Genomic DNA, 16,410 nt, shown 5'->3' with positions numbered 1-16,410 from the left:
CCTATCCGCCACCCCGGCGAAGGCCGGGGCCCAGTTGGGTGACATAGCTAACGAATGGCGGTGCTGCATCACGACCGCTTTCCCACCTGGGCCCCGGCCTTCGCCGGGGTGGTGGCATCCGTCGGGGTGATGGTGTTCGTTGCCGAGGTAGCAGCAGCTTGCGGCGTAACCTTCCGGAACGCTTTGCCCAGTTCGGTCCGCAACAAGGCGAAGTCCCGCTCGACCCCGCCATTGCGCCCGATCAAAACATGATCGGCCCCAGCAACGCCGCGTTCCGCCAACAGCTCGCGCGCCAACGCCCGCAACCGCCGTTTCATGCGGTTCCGGACGACGGCGTTGCCGATCTTCTTGGTGACGGTGAAGCCGATTCGCATCGTCTCGTCACCGTCATCGCGGGGGCGCATCAGCAGGACGAATCCCGGCATCGGCGCGCGCTTCCCCGCATTCGCCGCGAGAAAATCGCGGCGTTTGTCGAGAATAGTTAGGCCGACAGCTTCTTGCGACCGCGTGCGCGGCGTGCGTGGATCACTGCCCGGCCGCCGACCGTCGCCATCCGTGCGCGGAAGCCGTGACGGCGTGCGCGTACCAGGTTGCTCGGCTGAAAGGTCCGCTTCATTGGTCATTCCCTAGGTCATCAAATAGAAAACGGCCGCCACGGGGACGGCCTTGATGGCTGGGCGCTTACGGAAAGGGGCGGGGGAAGTCAATTCGCACCGGCAGTGGCAGCGGTACTTTTCGACGCCTTTGCGCGCTCGTGACGTCGCATCGCGCTCTGTCGTCGCATCATCCGGTCGACGAAATGACCGGTCCGCGGCCAGCGCCGCTTCAACCGCGCCCATTTCAACCGTGCCCAGCGCGAATTGCGCAGGACGAGAACCATGCCGCCCGCGAACAGAAAGATGCCCGCTGGCCCCGGCAGTGGCGCAAGCAGCGGCGCACTCAGGATCAGCAGTACCCCAAGCAGCAACTGACCGAGGCGGAGGACAGGGGAGCGGACTGTTTTCACGGAAGGCATGTGGGTCCGGTGTATTAGGTTGGCAAGACGGCACGGCCGGGGAGTTCTGAGCGCGTCCTTGCAGAGATGACAAATCGGGTATGAATAAGGCGTGACGTCGTGTCGCGGGGGAGCGGGCATGGCGGCGATCGTAGCGACGGTGGCGTATCTGGGACTCGAAGCGCGCGCGGTCGAGGTGCAAGTCCAACTGATTCCAGGACTTCCCGCGTTCAACGTGGTTGGCCTCGCGGACAAGGCGGTCGGCGAAAGTCGCGAACGCGTGCGCGGCGCGATCGCCGGCATGGGCCTGTCGTTGCCACCCAAGCGCATCGCGGTGAACCTGTCGCCCGCCGATCTGCCGAAAGAAGGATCGCATTTCGATCTACCCATTGCGCTGGCATTGCTGGCCGCGATGGGCGTGGTCGATGCGGAGGCGTTGGCCGACTACGTGATCGTCGGCGAACTTGGCCTCGACGCGCGGATCACCGCGTCGCCGGGCGTCTTGTTGGCTGCGCTGCATGCGTCGGAAGTGGGGAAGGGGCTTGTATGCCCCGCCGCACAAGGGTCTGAGGCGGCGTGGGCGGGCGAGATCGAAGTCATCGCCGCGCCGGATCTGCTGTCGCTGCTGAACCACTTCAAAGGTCATGGCCTGCTTAGCCCACCCAAGCCGGGCATTGCTGAACAAGCCGATCACGGTCCGGACCTGCGACAGGTGAAGGGTCAGGAGACCGCCAAGCGCGCACTGGAGATTGCCGCCGCCGGATCGCATAATTTGCTGATGGTAGGTCCGCCTGGGTCGGGCAAGTCGCTGATGGCCTCATGCCTGCCTGGTATCCTGCCGCCGCTCGACCCGGCTGAAGCACTCGAAGTGTCGATGGTCCAATCGGTGGCCGGCACGCTCTCCGGCGGGCGCCTGACCCGCACGCGGCCTTTTCGGGCCCCGCACCATTCCGCCTCGATGGCGGCACTCACCGGCGGCGGTTTGAAGGTCAAGCCGGGGGAGGTCAGCCTTGCGCACCTCGGCGTCCTGTTCCTCGACGAACTTCCGGAGTTCCAGCGTGCCGTCCTCGATTCGCTGCGCCAACCGCTGGAAACCGGTACGGTCAGCGTCGCGCGGGCCAACGCGCACGTCACCTTCCCGGCGCGCGTCCAGTTGATCGCCGCGATGAACCCGTGCCGGTGCGGGCATCTCGGCGATGCGAGCCTCGCCTGCGCGCGCGCCCCGAAATGCGCTGCGGACTATCAGGCGAAGGTTTCCGGCCCTTTGCTGGACCGGATCGACCTGCACATCGACGTCCAAGCCGTCAGCGCCGCGGACCTGATCCTCCCCCCGCCAACCGAAGGCTCGGCGGAGGTTTCCGCACGTGTTGCCGTCGCGCGCGCCATCCAGTCCGACCGATACCGCGACCATCCGGTTCGCACCAACGCCGAGGCCGACGGCGCGTTGCTCGATGCGGTAGCCACGCCTGACGAAGCAGGTCGAAAGCTCCTCGCCCAAGCGGCCGAAGCCATGCGGCTCACCGCGCGCGGTTACACTCGGATCCTCCGCGTCGCCCGCACCATCGCCGATCTCGCCGGCAGCGACACCGTCGGCCGCATCCATATCGCCGAAGCGCTCAGCTATCGCCGCCAGCCGCCGAGGAACTGAACCGATATTTTTTCCGATCAAGACAGCTTGCGGCGGAGGAAAGCTTCGTCTAGCCAACCCGCCGCTGCCCCTGTGGCGAAATTGGTAGACGCGACCGACTCAAAATCGGTTGCCGCAAGGCATGCTGGTTCGATTCCGGCCAGGGGCACCAACTCTTCCTGACGATTACGCGTCGACCTTCGGGGCGAGCGACACACGGATCGTTTCCTCGCGAAAATTTCGTCGGAAGGACGCGGGATGGCGAAGCGACCGGCCCGATATGTCTCATCGCGTCGGCGCAATCGATCCGGGCTGAGACCATCCTCCGAGCATTGGCTTCTCCTGCTCGGCACGGCGGTCGTGTTCGCGGCGATCTTCGGATCGCTCACCGACCTGCCCTGGCCGACCGAAACCGCCACAACTGACCGCAAGCCGCGGTTGACGATGGCCCAGGCGCGCGTCTCTAACGCGCTGGTTCCGATCGAGACTGAAAAACGCAAAAGGGCAGAGCCGTTCCGCTTCCGCGGCGGTCCGGCCGCGCGTCTACAAGCGACCGAGTGCCTGGCGACTGCGGCGCTCTACGAAGCGGGCAGCGGCCACGACGCGCAGCGCGCGGTGATCCAGGTTGTGCTCAACCGGGCAAGCGCTCGCGGGTTTCCCAAGACGGTGTGCGGGGTCGTCTACCAGGGCGCGAACCGCAAGACGGGGTGCCAGTTCTCGTTCACCTGCGACGGCTCGCAAACGCGCCGGCCTGAGCACGAAGGATGGGAGCAGGCGCGCAATACTGCCCGTCGAGCCCTGACCGGCTACGTCTATGCTCCGGTCGGCCGGGCGACCCATTATCACACGGACTGGCTCGTGCCGTATTGGCGCAGTTCGCTTGTGAAGGTGGCGACCGTCGATTCGCATATCTTCTACCAGCGACGCTGACCGTTCAGTCGATCCGGTACTGGATCGGCTTGAAGCTGCCGCCGTTCGATTGCAGCGCCGAACAGGCGGTCATGCCGATCACGAGATCCATTGCCGCGCGAAAGACGATCGTGTCGCCGGCCTTGCTCAACGGCGGCTCTACCGTGAATGCGCCGGTCTCGCCATTGATCGGCACGTTCATGAAGCAATTGAACGCAACCGGGATCTGGTCGGGTTCGACGTTCCAAGGTGCGAGCGCCTCCGCGAGATTGCCGAAGCAGCCGCGATGCGGATCGGTGTCGCCGTAGATGATCGCAAAGGTTTCCTTCGAGCACGGTGTCAGCAGGAAATCATGGCGGCCGACATCGTCCGAGACGATTTCCAGCATGACGTTGCTGCGGTTCGAATAGAGCAGGTCGCCCGTCGTCAGGTACAGTCGGCTTGCGTAATCGAGCGTCCGCCCCGACGAGATCGCCTCGCGCACGTCCGCGCGGTTGTACGCGAGAAGGTCGGACACCTGCCGACCCTCGGGATCGATCACGGTGAGCGTCTGACCCTTGTCGAGCGTGAAGCCTGCTCCCGAACGCGGCGGGATTGTCTTGATGTCAGCCACGGGCCTCGCCTCGCTTGAAAGGGCATTTCCAGGACTCGTCGACCACGCGCCCGCTATATTGCCGTGCTTCGCTTGATTCGCCGTGGCGTGCCAGCATCGGGTTCATCGAGCCTGCGTATTCGAGATCGCGCGCGAGGATCGACGAACGCAGCTTGTCGTAGCGCTGCTGATCACGCAGCACCTCGAACTGGTCGTGCAGGTTGAACACCATCGCCGGTGACTCGAATTTACGCGCGGGACGGCTGGCATTCGGGTGCAGGCCGACGACGAAAAATGCCTCGCCGGCAAAGCTCAGCGAAAAATGCGGATCGTCGGGGTCGCTGCTCACCGACGGATCGGGGCGGTAGCCAAGCCACTCGTCCTTGTCGCTGAGCGACTGCGCGCGAGCCCAGAGATGCGCTTCGAACTCTTCTTCCGACAGCAAAGCAGGCGCTTCGAACAGAATAATGAGCGTCCGGAAGATCGCCCGATCCTCGCGATATTTGCGGACTGTCTCGCCTAGTGCCGGAGAGATTCTCATGTCATCCCAAGCGGATCGCAGATCCCGGGCGACGAGAATGTCCATCTGCCCCTTGGCCAGGGCGGATTTTGCGCCGACGCACGGAAACTGCGGCGCCTGCACATTCTCGATGAACTTGCGCGCGAGCGGATGATCGTTCTGAAAGATTGGTTGGTACATGGTCGGGCAGGAACCCGCGAACCGCGGCAATGTTTCGCCCACGGCATAACATTTTGATATGTATCAGTACGAATCCCGATCTGTTCTTTTCTCCGGCGTGGCGGTACGGGAGCAGGCGAAGAAGGGGCGTCGATGATCTCGGAAAAATTTCTCATGGGCCGTGGTCGCCATGAGCTCAGCAACGAAGAAAAGCAGGTCCTCGAGGACGGCATCGGATCCGTCCGACAGGTGCCGCCACGCAAGCAGATCGTCCGCGCGGGTGAGCTGATCGATACGAGCACGTTGCTGCTCGAAGGCTTTGTGTGTCGCTACATGGACGACCGTGAAGGTCAGCGTCAGTTGGTTGCGGTCCACGTGCCGGGCGATTTTGTCGATCTTCACGCTTTCCCGATGAAGCGGCTCGATCATGACATCGCGACACTCGGGCCGGTGAAGATCGCCTGTTTCGAACACCAGACGTTGCTGTCGATCACCGAGCGTTATCCGCACCTCACGCAGAAATTGTGGTTCAGCACGTTGCTCGATGCGGCGATGCACCGCGAGTGGATATTCCGACTAGGGCGGCTTGGTGCGGAAGGTCGAATCGCGCATCTGTTCTGCGAGTTGAATACGCGGCTCGAAATGGTCGGAATGGCGGCGGATGGTCGCTACATGTTGCCGATGACGCAGCCCGATCTGGCCGAGGCGAGCGGGCTGACCGGGGTGCACGTCAACCGCGTGCTGAGAGCGCTCCGCGAGAAAAATCTGCTGACGTTCAAGGCAGGCGAGGTGAATATCCTGGATCGTAAGGCACTTGCAGCCGTTGCGGAGTTCGAACCACAATATTTGTACGGTTCCAGAGGCGACTGACTGCTGCGGGTCGCCGTCCGAACCGGGCCTGGAGTGCGATTATGTTGAAGCCGGAAACGATACCGGGCGTCGCAGCAGCAGAGAATGGCGTCGTGACACTCGACGGGCCCGGCGGGCTGGCGATCGCGATGACCCCCGAGGCTGCCGCGGAAACTGGTCGTCGCCTCATCGCAGCCGCGGCACGCGCGGCGACGCAATCGACGGACGAGCAGCCCCTGGAGTAAGCGGTGAGGCTGCTAAAAATGAATCGGGCGGGGCCAAATGACCCATACGGGTTCCTCCATCTGACTTTATCACTATGCTACCCGGTACATTGACCGGGAGATCCATGTGCAGTTTCTATACCTCGCCGCCAGTGCCGTTGCGCTGATGGCGTCTACGTCGACCGTTGCGCAGGTTGGTGCAACGTCCGCGACACCAGCCGCGAACCCCTTGCTCGCCGACTGGACCGGGCCGACCGGCGGAGTGCCGCCCTGGGACAAGGTTCGCCCCGAACTGTTCCCGCAGGCGTTCGAGACGACGCTCGCCGAGCGTGCCACCGAATACCGCAAGATCGCCGACAATCCGGCCAAGCCGACCTTCGCCAACACGATCGTGCCGATGCAACTCGCCGGTCAGCGCTATGGTCGCGTGATGACGCTGTTCGGCGTGATGACCGGCAACATGAACACACCGGCCTATCAGAAGCTCGACCGCGAATGGTCGCCGAAATTCTCGGCGGCATCGGATGCGATCACCTTCGACAAGCCGCTGTTCGCGCGTATCCAGGCGATCTACGATGCACGCAATTCGAGCGGTTTGAACGCGCAGCAGATCCGCCTCGTGACGCGAATCTACGACAGCTATGTCCGCCAGGGCGCCAAGCTGACCGACGCGCAGAAGACGCAGCTCTCACAGTATAATCAACAGCTTGCCACGGCGTTCTCGACGTTTGGCGAGAAGCTGCTCGCTGACGAGAGCAAGGCGATTTCGATCACCGACGAGGCGCAACTCGCCGGGTTGCCCGATAGCGTGAAGGCGGTTGCCAAGGCGGCCGCGGCGGAGCGCAAGCTGCCGGGCTTCGCGATCGTCAACACGCGGTCTGCGGTCGATCCGGTACTGACCTATGCCATTGACCGCGCACTGCGCGAGAAGGTCTGGCGCGCGTTCGTCAATCGTGGCGACAACGCGGACGCTAACGACACGAACACGACGATCGCGCAGATCGTGAAGCTGCGCGCCGACCGCGCGCATCTGCTCGGGTTCAAGACGCATGCCGACTGGCGGATGCAGGACACGATGGCGAAGACGCCTGCCGCGGCGATGGACCTGATGATGCGCGTCTGGCCTGCCGCCAAGGCGCGCGTGGCTGAGGAAGTCGCGGACATGCAGAAGGTCGCCGGCACCTCGCTGACGATCGAGCCGTGGGATTACCGCTTCTATCAGGAGAAGGTGCGTAAAGCCCGGTACGACCTCGATCAGGCGCAGCTGAAGCCGTATTTCGAGCTCGGCAACATCATCCAGGGTTCGCTGTACGCCGCCAACCGGCTGTACGGGCTGAACTTCAAGGAAATCACCGGCACCGTTCCCGTGTTCCAGCCGAACATGCGGGTGTGGAGCGTCACGGACAAGAACGGCAAGGATGTCGGGCTGTTCTACCGCGACGATTTCGCGCGGACCGGCAAGCGGTCGGGCGCGTGGGCGAACACGTATCGTGGTCAAAGAGGCCTCGCCCCCGCGCAGCTCGTGCTGTCCTCGAATAACAACAACTTCGCCAAGGGTGCGCCCGGCGAGCCGATCCTGATCAGCCTCGACGATGCGCAGACGCTGTTCCACGAGTTCGGCCACGCGATCCATGCGATGCTCCAGAACGTGTACTATCCGGGGCTGGCGGGCACGCCGCGCGACTTCGTGGAGTATCCGAGCCAGGTGAACGAGCACTGGCTGCTGACCCGCGACGTGCTCGACAAATATGCGCGGCATTACCAGACCAAGGCGGCGATGCCGCAGGCGTTGCTCGACAAGATCGAACAGTCAGCCAAGTTCAACGAGGGCTTCAAGACCGCGGAATATCTGTCGTCGGCGATCGTCGACATGAAGATCCACACCGTTCCCGACGGCGTGATCGACCCCGACAAGTTCGAGGCCGCGACGCTTGCCGAGATCGGCATGCCGAAGCAGCTGGTGATGCGTCACCGGGTGCCGCAGTTCCAGCATCTGTTCGCGTCGGACAGCTATTCGGCGGGCTATTACAGCTATCTCTGGTCCGAGACGATGGACGCCGACACGTTCGCGGCGTTTGAGGAAGCAGGCAGCCCTTGGGACAAGCCGACCGCGGACAAGTTCGCCAAGATCCTGTTGTCCACGGGCAACGAGACCGATCGCGCCGAGGCGTATCGCGCGTTCCGGGGGCGTGATCCCGACGTGAATGCATTGTTGAAAAAGCGCGGATTCCCGACGCAGGAAGTGAAGTAATGGCACCCGATCAGAAAACACGCCTCAAGGCGATCATCGGCGGATCGACCGGCAATCTCGTCGAATGGTTCGATTGGTACGTCTATTCCGCCTTTACGCTGTATTTCGCGCCGCATTTCTTCCCATCGACGGATCGCACCGCGCAGTTGCTGAGCACGGCGGCCGTCTTCGCGGTCGGCTTCCTGATGCGGCCGATCGGCGCGTGGATCATGGGCGTCTATGCCGATCGCCATGGTCGCAAGGCGGGACTGACGGTGTCTGTCACGCTGATGTGTGCCGGCTCGCTGATCATCGCATGCACGCCCGGCTATGAAACGATCGGCGTATTCGCACCGACGATGCTGGTGATCGCGCGCCTGATGCAGGGGCTGTCGGTCGGCGGCGAATACGGGGCTTCGGCGACGTACCTGACCGAGATGGCGGGGAAGGACCGCCGCGGGTTCTTCTCGTCGTTCCAGTACGTCACGCTGATCTCGGGCCAGTTGCTCGCGATCTGCGTGCTGCTCGTGCTGCAGGCGACGATGAGCGAGGCGGCGCTTGATTCCTGGGGCTGGCGCATTCCGTTCGCGATCGGTGCGGTACTGGCCGTTGTCGTGTTCTACATCCGCCGTGGGCTGGCTGAGACGCAGAGCTTCGAGAATGCCAAGGCGGACGCAGGGACCGGCAAGCCGAAGTCGGGCTTCATCCAGCTGATCACCAAGCATCCGCGTGAAACCGTCACGGTGATGCTGCTGACCGCGGGCGGTACGCTCGCCTTCTACGCCTACTCGATCTACATGCAGAAGTTCCTGGTCAATACCAGTGGGTTCAGCCGCGAGGTGGCGAGCCAGATCAACGCCGCGACGCTGTTCGTGTTCATGCTGTTGCAGCCGATCGCGGGTGGCCTGTCGGATCGGATCGGGCGCAAGCCGTTGATGGTTGGGTTCGGCATCGCCGGCGTGCTGTTCACCTATCCGATCTTCACCGCGCTGGAGAGCGCGACCAACCCGATCTACGCCGGGTTACTGGTGATGGCGGCGCTGGTGATCGTGACGGGCTACACCTCGATCAACGCGGTCGTGAAGGCGGAACTGTTCCCGGCGCATATCCGCGCGCTGGGCGTCGCCTTGCCCTATGCGCTGGCCAACACGCTGTTCGGCGGGACCGCCGAGTTCGTCGCGCTGAAGTTCAAGGGCGCCGGCTTCGAACGCGGCTTCTACTGGTATGTGACGGCGATGATCGCGGTGTCGCTGGTGGTGTATCTGCGCATGAAAGACACGCGGACGAACAGCCAGATCGTCGAGGATTGAGGTGTGTTGCTCCCTCTCCCCTTAGGGGAGAGGGCTGGGGTGAGGGGCTGCCAAGCAACGCTCCGCCCGGAACTGCCCCTCACCCCGACCCTCTCCCCGGAGGGGAGAGGGAGCAGAAGCGCTAGCGCGGTAGTTCGATGATCGCGTCGAGGCCGCCCGCGGCGCGGTTGACCAAGCGGATCTCTCCGCCCGCCTCGCGCACGATCGCGCGGGCCAGCGCCAAGCCCAGGCCGATGCCCCCGGTCTCGCGGTTGCGTGAACTTTCCAGCCGGGTGAACGCATCGAACACGTCGCCCATCCGGTCCTCGGGAATACCGGGTCCCTGATCGGCAACGACAATCGCCACGGACTGCGCGCCGGCCTCGACCCGGACCTCCGCCGAGACGCCGTATTTCACCGCATTCTCGATCAGGTTGCGCACCGCACGCCGCATCAGCGACGGCCGCAACCGCATCCGCAAACGGTCCGCTTCGACGAAGCTGACATCGCTGCCAATATCGCGGAAATCCTCGACCACGGCATCGACCAGCGCGGCAAGATCGACATCGGTCAGCGGTTCGCTCGGCCGTCCCAACCGCGCCAACGAGAGGATATCGTCGAGCGTCCGGTTCATTTCGGCGACCGTATCGATCATTCGTGCCCGATCGGTATCGTCCTCCACCGACTCGATCCGCACGCGCAGTGCCGCGAGCGGCGTGCGTAGGTCGTGGCCGATCGCGCCGAGCATACGGTCCTTTTCGTCGAGCATCCCCGTCACGCGAAGCCTCAGCGCGTTGAACGCTGTAATTAGGGCGACGACATCTTCGGGCCCATGCGGCGGCATCGGCGCGCCCGGATCGCCCGGCCGAAAGCTCTCCGCTGCATGGCGCAGATCCTGGAGTGGGCGCGATATCCGGCGAACGATCCACAGCACGGGCAGAAGCACCACGATGTACAGGATCGCGGTCTGCGTCAGCACCGCGAACAACAGCCGCCAGCCGGGCTGGGGCCAGGGCGCTGTAATCGCCAGCCATCCGCGTCCAGGTTGCTCGATTGCGATCAGCAGCGTGGGGCCTTGTCGATCGCCGCGCCGCAGCCCGTCGTGGCGATGCGCATCGCTGGTCTCGTCGGCGGCAGGACGTAGGCCGGTATCGATTCGTCCGACCGTCAGGCCGAGATCGGCGAATTGCCGACGCAGTTCGGTGGCGACTTCTGGACGACGCTCGAACACCGCGGGCGGGATCGGGTTGGTCGGCATACGGCGGACGCGACCCCGGTCGGCAGTCAATGGGCGGTCGGCATGCGCTTCTCGGTCCAACGCATCCGCGATCCGTGTCGCCACCGGCCGGGTTGCCTGGGCAAGGCGGAACTCGGACCGATCGTGCAGGATCATGCCGAAGTTGATCGCCTGCGCGACGAACAGCGCGAGCGCGATCAGCAAGGCCATCTGCCCGGCGAGGCTGCGCGGCCACGGCCGAAAATGCGTCACAACCGCGTGACTTCGGCCGCCAGCGTATAGCCGCCGCCCCATACCGTCTTGATCAGTTCGGGCGTCTTCGCGTCGGCTTCGATCTTTCGCCGCAACCGGCTGATCTGGTTGTCGATCGCGCGATCGAATGCGGCGGCTTCGCGGCCTTGCGTCAGGTCGAGCAACTGGTCCCGCGTGAGGACCTGGCGCGGGCGGGTGACGAGCGCGAGCAGCAGGTTATACTCGCCGGTCGACAGCGGCACCGATACGCCTTCGCGGTCGATCAACGCACGCTCGCCCGATTTTAGCACCCAGCCGGCGAACCCGTAGGAGCTGCTCTCCGGTGCGTGCTGGCGCGATCCGCCCGCAGTAGCACGCCGCAATATCACTTTCACGCGGGTCGCGAGTTCACGCGGCGAGAACGGCTTCACGACATAATCGTCCGCGCCCATTTCGAGGCCGACGATCCGGTCGGTTTCCTCGGCGCGTGCGGTCAGCAGGATGACCGGCACATCGCTGGTCGCGGCGATGTGGCGGCACAGCGACAGCCCGTCCTCGCCCGGCATCATGATGTCGAGGATGACGAGGTCAATCGCATATGCCGTCAGCCGCGTCCGCGCCGCCTCGGCATCGCCGGCCTGCGTGACGCGAAACCCCTGCTTGGTGAGGTACACGGCCAGCGGCTCGCGGATCGAGCGCTCGTCGTCGACGAGCAGCAAATGCGGCATATCTCCCATCGGAGCAGTGTCTAGCATGGCGGCTGTCCAGGGGAAGCACCGGGGTTTGCCCGATGCTTCCCGGCTTTCGGGTTATCGAGCAAGCGTGGGCGCGGTAACGCCTTCGCGGCGTTCGCGCCGGTCGCCGTGGCGCATCTCGGCGGCGTTGGCGCGCTCGGTCGCATCGATCGTACCGTCGTGATTGGCGTCCATCCGGTCGAACTGCTTGAGCGCGCGTGCCTCGAACGCCTCGCGTGTCACGCTGCCGTCGCCGTTGGGATCCATCCGGTGACCCATTCCGTCATGCTTGCGGCCGCCCGGCGGTGCCACGGGAACGTCGCGACCGCTCGCCACCATCCGGTCATGCAGCGCGGCACGATAGGCGCGCATCTCGCCGCCGGTCACCCGGCCGTCATGGTCGGTATCGATCTGCGCGAACCGGGCGTCGGACTGCGCGATTGCTTCCGCGCGCGTGGCGACGCCGTCGCGGTTGGCGTCCTGATGCATCGGTGGACGCGGCGTGATGGGTGTCTGCGCGCTGCTAGCGGCAGACGTGATCGCGCTGGCGGCGAGCATCAGGGTGAGGACGGTCTTGCGCATGTCGGTCTCCGGCGGAGTGGGACGAATTCCCATCGAATGACAGTCGTTCTAAACTCCGGTTGTCGCAGGGTTTTGCCGCCGCGCCGGCAATGTGTCGCAAGATATGTCAGGGTTCAGGATATGGGGTCAGGCGAAGATCGCGACGCTCTGCATCTGTTCGGCGACCGGCGTGCCGTCTGCGTTCCAGATCGCCATCTGCTGGCTCGAACTCCCGTCCTTGGTATAGTCGGTGGTCGCGCGGAGCAGCCACCAGCCGTCGCGCGTCGCCGGTTGCGGGCCGAGGATATTGAGCAACCAAGTCATCGAACTGAGCGGGGCGTGGCCGCCCAGCAGCTTCAGCGCGGCAGGTGGCAGGCCGTCGGCAACCGCCATGAGCTCGACCATCGGATCCAGCCCGTCGCGCTCGACAAGCCGCGCCCACCGCAGCCATTCCGCGGGGCCGACGCTGTCGTCACGGCGTTCGAGCAAGTCGAAGTTCCGCGAGAACGCAACGGCGCTATGGCCGCGAAACGTCTGCGTATCGGGCTCCGGCATCGGGAAGTCCGGCGCCCGACCGGTCTGGTGATCGACGCGCGATGCGACCGCGCCCATGAACACGAACGTCGCGCGCAGGCCAAGCCCGGCCTCGCTCTCGACATCCGCCTGCACGAACGCCGCATTGCGCCCCCGCCGCAACCGACTCGCGCGGATCACGATATCGCCTGAAAGCGGCCCGATGAAGGAAACCTGCGCAGATCGCAGGGGGGGCAGATCGACGTCGGACTGCCGTGCGGCATGCAGCGCCAGCGCAGCGGAGAAGCCGCCATAGGCGGTGCGGCCCTGCAACCAATTCTCGGGCACCGTCCCGTGCCAGCCACCCTCGGTTGGCTCCAGCGCGTCGATCGCCTGTTTGAGACTGGTCATGCGGCGGCACCTGCCAGCCTGTCGCGCAGTTCTCGCTTGAGGACTTTGCCAATCGCGCTGCGGGGCAGTTCGTCGGCGACGTGGAGGGCGGACAGGCGCTGCGTCCTGCCGAGCTGGCCGTTCGCCCAGGCTAGGATCGCCGTAGCATCGACGACCGCATCGGCACGGGGGACGTAGAACCCGACCGGCGTCTCGCCCCAGGCTTCCGATGGAACGCCAATAATCGCGCAGTCCGCTACCGCCGGGTGCTGTGCCAATACTGCCTCGAGGTCCGATGGATAAATGTTGAAGCCGCCCGAAATGATGAGGTCTTTCTTGCGGTCCATCAGCGTCAGGAAACCGTCCTCGTCGAAGCGCCCGACGTCGCCGTGGCGGATGTAGCGGTTGCCGTTCTCGTCATACCATTCGGCATCCCGCGTTGCCTCCGCACGGCCGTGATAGCCGTTCATCATCGCCGGGCTGCGGCCGACGACTTCGCCCATCTCGCCGGGCGCGACTTCGATACCATCGTCGTCGATCAGGCGGATCTCGTGGCCCGGCATCGGTTGGCCGACGGTGTGCAGCTTGGTCGGGTTGGCTGTGGCATTGAGCGCGCAGCTCGCGCCGCCCTCAGTCATGCCGTAGAACTCGACGAGCACGCCGGGCCAGCGTGCGACGACGTCGGCCTTCAGCGCCGCGGAGAAGGGCGCGCTGGTGCTGGTCTTGAAGCGAAACCCCGACAGGTCGAAGCTGTCGAAATCAGGCAGCGCCATGATCCGCTGGTATTGCACCGGGACCAGCATCGTGTGCGTGGCGTGGTAATGCTCGGCGAGTTCGAGATAGGCGCGCGCCTCGAACTTCTTCATCAGCACGACGGTGCCGCCCCAGCCGAGCGTCGGCAGGAAACTGACCAGCGTGGTATTCGAATAGAGCGGCGTCGCGATCATCGTGACCGCGGTGTCGAACCCGGCGGCAGTGTTGCGCGAGATATGCGCCCAGCGCATCGCGTGGCTCTGGACGATGCCCTTCGGCGTGCCGGTCGTGCCCGAGGAGTAGATGATGTTGAAGGGGTCTTCGGGCGCGATTGCGACGGGATTTGGCTTGGCGTCGGGAGAAGCCAACCAATCGTTAAAACCCCCAAAAGCTTGTTCCCCCGCGAAGGCGGGAGCCCTGTCTGGGCCCCCGCCTTCGCGGGGGAACAAGATGGGGCGGGCCGTGAGGTGGTGCCCATCCAATGCTCGCGCATTCTCAACATCCAGAAACACGATCGGTGCGCCGCTATCCGCGATCATCGCCGCGATCGCCGCTGGCGTAGCGGACGGCGCGATCGGCGTCGCTACACACCCCGCGCGTACCGTACCAAGGAATACCGCCACATAGTCCTTCGTGGGCGCCGAGACGATCGCCACCGCGGTACCTGGCGTCACTCCGTCCCGCTGCAATGCGGCCGCCACCCGGTCCATCAAACCATCGAGCGTCGCATAGCCGATGCTGCCTTGAGCATCGGCCACTGCCGCGCGTTTGCCACGTTCCTGCGCGTGCGTGTGGATCAGGTCCGGCAAGGTGGCAAAGCCGGTGGCGAGCATCTCTGCAGCGGTCGTCATCCCGGCACCGCTAGGCGAACGCGACCCGTAATGCCATACGCTATATTCGAAAATACGAGTCGAGGAGAGACCGCTTGCTGTTCTACGATAGCGCGCTGCCGGCGCCCAATCCGCGCCGCGTCCGCATTTTCCTCGCAGAAAAGCATATCCGCGTGCCGATGGTGCAGATCTCGATCCCGAAGGCCGAGCACAAGCAGGATTCGTTCCTTGCCGTGAATGCGCTTGGCCAGACGCCCGCGCTCGCGTTCGACGATGGTCGTGTGCTGACCGAGAGCGTTGCGATCTGCCGCTATTTCGAGGCGCTGCACCCCGACCCCCCGTTGTTCGGCCACGGCGCGCACAACATCGCCGTGATCGACATGTGGACGCGGCGGATCGAGCTGCGGCTGATGACGCCCTTGTCGATGGTGTGGCAGCACACGCATCCCTGGACCGCGCGGATCGTCCAGCCGCAATATACCGAGTTCGGCGAGAGCCAGCGTCCGCGCGTGCTGGCGGCGATGGCGGAGTTCGATCACGCGCTGGACGGTTGCAACTGGCTCGACGGCGAGCGCTATACGATAGCTGACATTGTCTTGCTGACGACGATCGATTTCGCGACGTTCGTCGGCGTGCGAATGCCCGACGACCTGACGCATCTGCACGCGTGGCACGCGCGCGCGTCGGCCCGTCCGAGTGCGCAGGCGTGAGTGCCGGCATCGAAGGCGCCGTCGCGATCGTCACCGGTGGTGGCACCGGGATCGGTGCGGCGGTGGTGCGGCGGCTGGCCGCGCGCGGTGTTCGCTGCGTAATAAACTACGCGACAAGTCGAGACGAAGCCGAAGCGCTCGCCGTCGACGTGGGGCTCGACGCGATCGCGGTAAAGGCCGACATCGTCGAGGACGCCGCGTGCCGGGCGCTCGCCGCGGCCGCGACCGACGCGTTCGGGCGGATCGACTTCCTCGTCAACAATGCCGGCCGCACGAAATTCGCAGCCCACGAGGATCTCGATGCGCTCGACGCAGAAGACTTCATCGACATCTACCGGCTCAACACGATCGCGCCGTTCCAGATGGTCCGCGCATGCGTGCCGGCCCTGCGCGGCAGTCCGTTCGGAGCGGTGGTCAACGTGGCCAGTGTCGCTGGCGTGTTCGGAATGGGATCGTCGATCGCCTATGCCGCGTCGAAGGGCGCGCTCGTGACGATGACGAAGAGTCTGGCGCGCGTCCTGGCGCCTGAAATCCGCGTCAACGCGGTCGCGCCGGGATATGTCGCGACCGGTTGGTATGAGAAGCGGCTCGGGGCGGAAGGATTCGCCAAGCTCAACGCAAAGGTGGCGGCGTCGGTGCCGATGGGGTTCGCCACTGGACCCGACGATGTCGCAGGACCGATCGAGATGCTGCTCGATCCGATGAGCCGGGCGTTGACGGGCAAGGTGCTGCTGCTGGATGGCGGCGGTCACCTGGATGTCGCGCTGTCGCGGCGGCCGGGTCGGGAAGGGTGAACGTCGCGAGCGGGAAGGCGTGAATGACCTTGGACCGCGGCAGGCGTTCGATCTTTCCCACCAGGGTAGGACTAACAAGCCTGGCCTCAGCACAGATCGACACGTCTCGAACTGATGACACGAGTTGAACCGGTCAATGTGGACAGGGAAGGTAACCACCCCGGCGAAGGCCGGGGCCCAGTTGGCAAGGCGCCTGTAGCGAAGCGCGGCCGCGGTTAGGCAGCGTTCCCCAACTGGGCCCCGGCCTTCGCCGGGGTGGGGCTA

18 protein-coding genes and 1 tRNA gene are annotated in these 16,410 nt (G+C 64.8%); 9 read left to right on the top strand and 10 right to left on the bottom strand.

The genetic code is table 11. The features are described from left to right. Positions 1–68: 68 nt before the first annotated feature. From rnpA to AC1MLZ_RS04520, 3 genes are all read right to left on the bottom strand, one after another. Positions 69–425: a ribonuclease P protein component gene (rnpA, locus tag AC1MLZ_RS04530; RefSeq protein WP_480960652.1), complete on the bottom strand. Its 357-nt coding sequence runs from the start codon at positions 423–425 to the stop codon at positions 69–71. A gap of 56 nt (positions 426–481) precedes the next feature. Beyond that, positions 482–616, bottom strand: coding sequence for a 50S ribosomal protein L34 (rpmH, locus tag AC1MLZ_RS04525; RefSeq protein WP_031393806.1), 135 nt, complete (start codon positions 614–616; stop codon positions 482–484). 87 nt (positions 617–703) lie between these two features. Next, positions 704–1,006, bottom strand: coding sequence for a hypothetical protein (locus AC1MLZ_RS04520; protein ID WP_480960651.1), 303 nt, complete (start codon positions 1,004–1,006; stop codon positions 704–706). Between the two features lie 127 nt (positions 1,007–1,133). Between AC1MLZ_RS04520 and AC1MLZ_RS04515 the strand changes: the two genes are divergently transcribed. The 3 genes from AC1MLZ_RS04515 to AC1MLZ_RS04505 all read left to right on the top strand — a co-directional run bounded on the left by AC1MLZ_RS04515 (position 1,134) and on the right by AC1MLZ_RS04505 (position 3,551). Next, positions 1,134–2,642 (top strand): YifB family Mg chelatase-like AAA ATPase, encoded by a 1,509-nt coding sequence (locus AC1MLZ_RS04515; protein WP_480960650.1) that lies wholly within the window; start codon positions 1,134–1,136, stop codon positions 2,640–2,642. Positions 2,643–2,708: 66 nt separating this feature from the next. Further along, a tRNA-Leu gene (locus AC1MLZ_RS04510) sits at positions 2,709–2,793 on the top strand. A gap of 188 nt (positions 2,794–2,981) precedes the next feature. Further along, entirely contained in the window at positions 2,982–3,551 is a 570-nt protein-coding gene (locus AC1MLZ_RS04505; protein ID WP_480960649.1) for a cell wall hydrolase, read from the top strand. 4 nt (positions 3,552–3,555) lie between these two features. Here AC1MLZ_RS04505 and AC1MLZ_RS04500 read toward each other — a convergent pair whose 3' ends face one another. Both AC1MLZ_RS04500 and gntA read right to left on the bottom strand, forming a co-directional pair. Further along, positions 3,556–4,143, bottom strand: a complete 588-nt coding sequence (locus tag AC1MLZ_RS04500; RefSeq protein WP_480960648.1) for a DUF1989 domain-containing protein — start codon at positions 4,141–4,143, stop codon at positions 3,556–3,558. Then, positions 4,136–4,822, bottom strand: coding sequence for a guanitoxin biosynthesis heme-dependent pre-guanitoxin N-hydroxylase GntA (gene gntA / locus AC1MLZ_RS04495; protein WP_480961465.1), 687 nt, complete (start codon positions 4,820–4,822; stop codon positions 4,136–4,138). Before gntA ends, AC1MLZ_RS04500 begins: the two co-directional genes overlap by 8 nt. Before the next feature lie 132 nt (positions 4,823–4,954). On the opposite strand from gntA, the gene AC1MLZ_RS04490 reads away from it, so the two are divergent. From AC1MLZ_RS04490 to AC1MLZ_RS04475, 4 genes are all read left to right on the top strand, one after another. Further along, the gene (locus tag AC1MLZ_RS04490; RefSeq protein ID WP_480960647.1) at positions 4,955–5,671 is read left to right on the top strand and encodes a Crp/Fnr family transcriptional regulator; all 717 of its coding nucleotides are present in this window, start codon (positions 4,955–4,957) and stop codon (positions 5,669–5,671) included. A 41-nt stretch (positions 5,672–5,712) separates the two neighbouring features. Further along, a complete protein-coding gene (locus AC1MLZ_RS04485; protein ID WP_480960646.1) occupies positions 5,713–5,895 on the top strand; it encodes a hypothetical protein in 183 nt (60 codons plus the stop codon). Between the two features lie 106 nt (positions 5,896–6,001). Next, entirely contained in the window at positions 6,002–8,125 is a 2,124-nt protein-coding gene (locus AC1MLZ_RS04480) for a M3 family metallopeptidase (protein ID WP_480960645.1), read from the top strand. Continuing rightward, the gene (locus tag AC1MLZ_RS04475; RefSeq protein WP_480960644.1) at positions 8,125–9,414 is read left to right on the top strand and encodes an MFS transporter; all 1,290 of its coding nucleotides are present in this window, start codon (positions 8,125–8,127) and stop codon (positions 9,412–9,414) included. The genes AC1MLZ_RS04480 and AC1MLZ_RS04475 overlap by 1 nt, the downstream gene beginning before the upstream one ends. 121 nt (positions 9,415–9,535) lie before the next feature. On the opposite strand, the gene AC1MLZ_RS04470 is transcribed toward AC1MLZ_RS04475, so the two are convergent. From AC1MLZ_RS04470 to AC1MLZ_RS04450, 5 genes are all read right to left on the bottom strand, one after another. Further along, positions 9,536–10,840, bottom strand: coding sequence for a sensor histidine kinase (locus tag AC1MLZ_RS04470; protein WP_480960643.1), 1,305 nt, complete (start codon positions 10,838–10,840; stop codon positions 9,536–9,538). A gap of 38 nt (positions 10,841–10,878) precedes the next feature. Beyond that, complete coding sequence (locus AC1MLZ_RS04465) at positions 10,879–11,598, bottom strand: response regulator (RefSeq protein WP_107952252.1); 720 nt, start codon at positions 11,596–11,598, stop codon at positions 10,879–10,881. Positions 11,599–11,670: 72 nt separating this feature from the next. Further along, on the bottom strand, positions 11,671–12,177 hold the full coding sequence (locus AC1MLZ_RS04460) for an EF-hand domain-containing protein (RefSeq protein WP_480960642.1): 507 nt from the start codon (positions 12,175–12,177) through the stop codon (positions 11,671–11,673). A gap of 126 nt (positions 12,178–12,303) precedes the next feature. After that, positions 12,304–13,080 carry a thioesterase family protein gene (locus tag AC1MLZ_RS04455; RefSeq protein WP_480960641.1) on the bottom strand — a complete coding sequence of 259 codons (777 nt, stop codon included), beginning with the start codon at positions 13,078–13,080 and terminating at the stop codon, positions 12,304–12,306. Next, on the bottom strand, positions 13,077–14,663 hold the full coding sequence (locus tag AC1MLZ_RS04450; RefSeq protein WP_480960640.1) for a class I adenylate-forming enzyme family protein: 1,587 nt from the start codon (positions 14,661–14,663) through the stop codon (positions 13,077–13,079). Before AC1MLZ_RS04450 ends, AC1MLZ_RS04455 begins: the two co-directional genes overlap by 4 nt. Before the next feature lie 74 nt (positions 14,664–14,737). On the opposite strand from AC1MLZ_RS04450, the gene AC1MLZ_RS04445 reads away from it, so the two are divergent. Next, positions 14,738–15,352 carry a glutathione S-transferase family protein gene (locus AC1MLZ_RS04445; protein WP_480960639.1) on the top strand — a complete coding sequence of 205 codons (615 nt, stop codon included), beginning with the start codon at positions 14,738–14,740 and terminating at the stop codon, positions 15,350–15,352. Next, positions 15,310–16,146, top strand: a complete 837-nt coding sequence (locus tag AC1MLZ_RS04440) for an SDR family NAD(P)-dependent oxidoreductase (protein ID WP_480960638.1) — start codon at positions 15,310–15,312, stop codon at positions 16,144–16,146. The genes AC1MLZ_RS04445 and AC1MLZ_RS04440 overlap by 43 nt, the downstream gene beginning before the upstream one ends. Positions 16,147–16,410: the final 264 nt, after the last annotated feature.

It is taken from the genome of Sphingomonas sp. PEI4 (genome assembly GCF_056679955.1).
The sequence above is the reverse complement of the archived record's forward strand: the minus strand, read 5'-3'. Positions and strand labels throughout refer to the sequence as shown.

Bases quoted from the DNA above. Each gene is read 5' to 3' on its own strand.
- gntA (WP_480961465.1), bottom strand. From the start codon at position 4,822: ATGTACCAACCAATCTTTCAGAACGATCATCCGCTCGCGCGCAAGTTC.
- AC1MLZ_RS04485 (WP_480960646.1), top strand. From the start codon at position 5,713: ATGTTGAAGCCGGAAACGATACCGGGCGTCGCAGCAGCAGAGAATGGC.
- AC1MLZ_RS04460 (WP_480960642.1), bottom strand. From the start codon at position 12,177: ATGCGCAAGACCGTCCTCACCCTGATGCTCGCCGCCAGCGCGATCACG.
- rpmH (WP_031393806.1), bottom strand. From the start codon at position 616: ATGAAGCGGACCTTTCAGCCGAGCAACCTGGTACGCGCACGCCGTCAC.
- AC1MLZ_RS04455 (WP_480960641.1), bottom strand. From the start codon at position 13,080: ATGACCAGTCTCAAACAGGCGATCGACGCGCTGGAGCCAACCGAGGGT.
- AC1MLZ_RS04450 (WP_480960640.1), bottom strand. From the start codon at position 14,663: ATGACGACCGCTGCAGAGATGCTCGCCACCGGCTTTGCCACCTTGCCG.
- AC1MLZ_RS04470 (WP_480960643.1), bottom strand. From the start codon at position 10,840: ATGGCCTTGCTGATCGCGCTCGCGCTGTTCGTCGCGCAGGCGATCAAC.
- rnpA (WP_480960652.1), bottom strand. From the start codon at position 425: ATGCCGGGATTCGTCCTGCTGATGCGCCCCCGCGATGACGGTGACGAG.
- AC1MLZ_RS04465 (WP_107952252.1), bottom strand. From the start codon at position 11,598: ATGGGAGATATGCCGCATTTGCTGCTCGTCGACGACGAGCGCTCGATC.
- AC1MLZ_RS04490 (WP_480960647.1), top strand. From the start codon at position 4,955: ATGATCTCGGAAAAATTTCTCATGGGCCGTGGTCGCCATGAGCTCAGC.
- AC1MLZ_RS04515 (WP_480960650.1), top strand. From the start codon at position 1,134: ATGGCGGCGATCGTAGCGACGGTGGCGTATCTGGGACTCGAAGCGCGC.
- AC1MLZ_RS04475 (WP_480960644.1), top strand. From the start codon at position 8,125: ATGGCACCCGATCAGAAAACACGCCTCAAGGCGATCATCGGCGGATCG.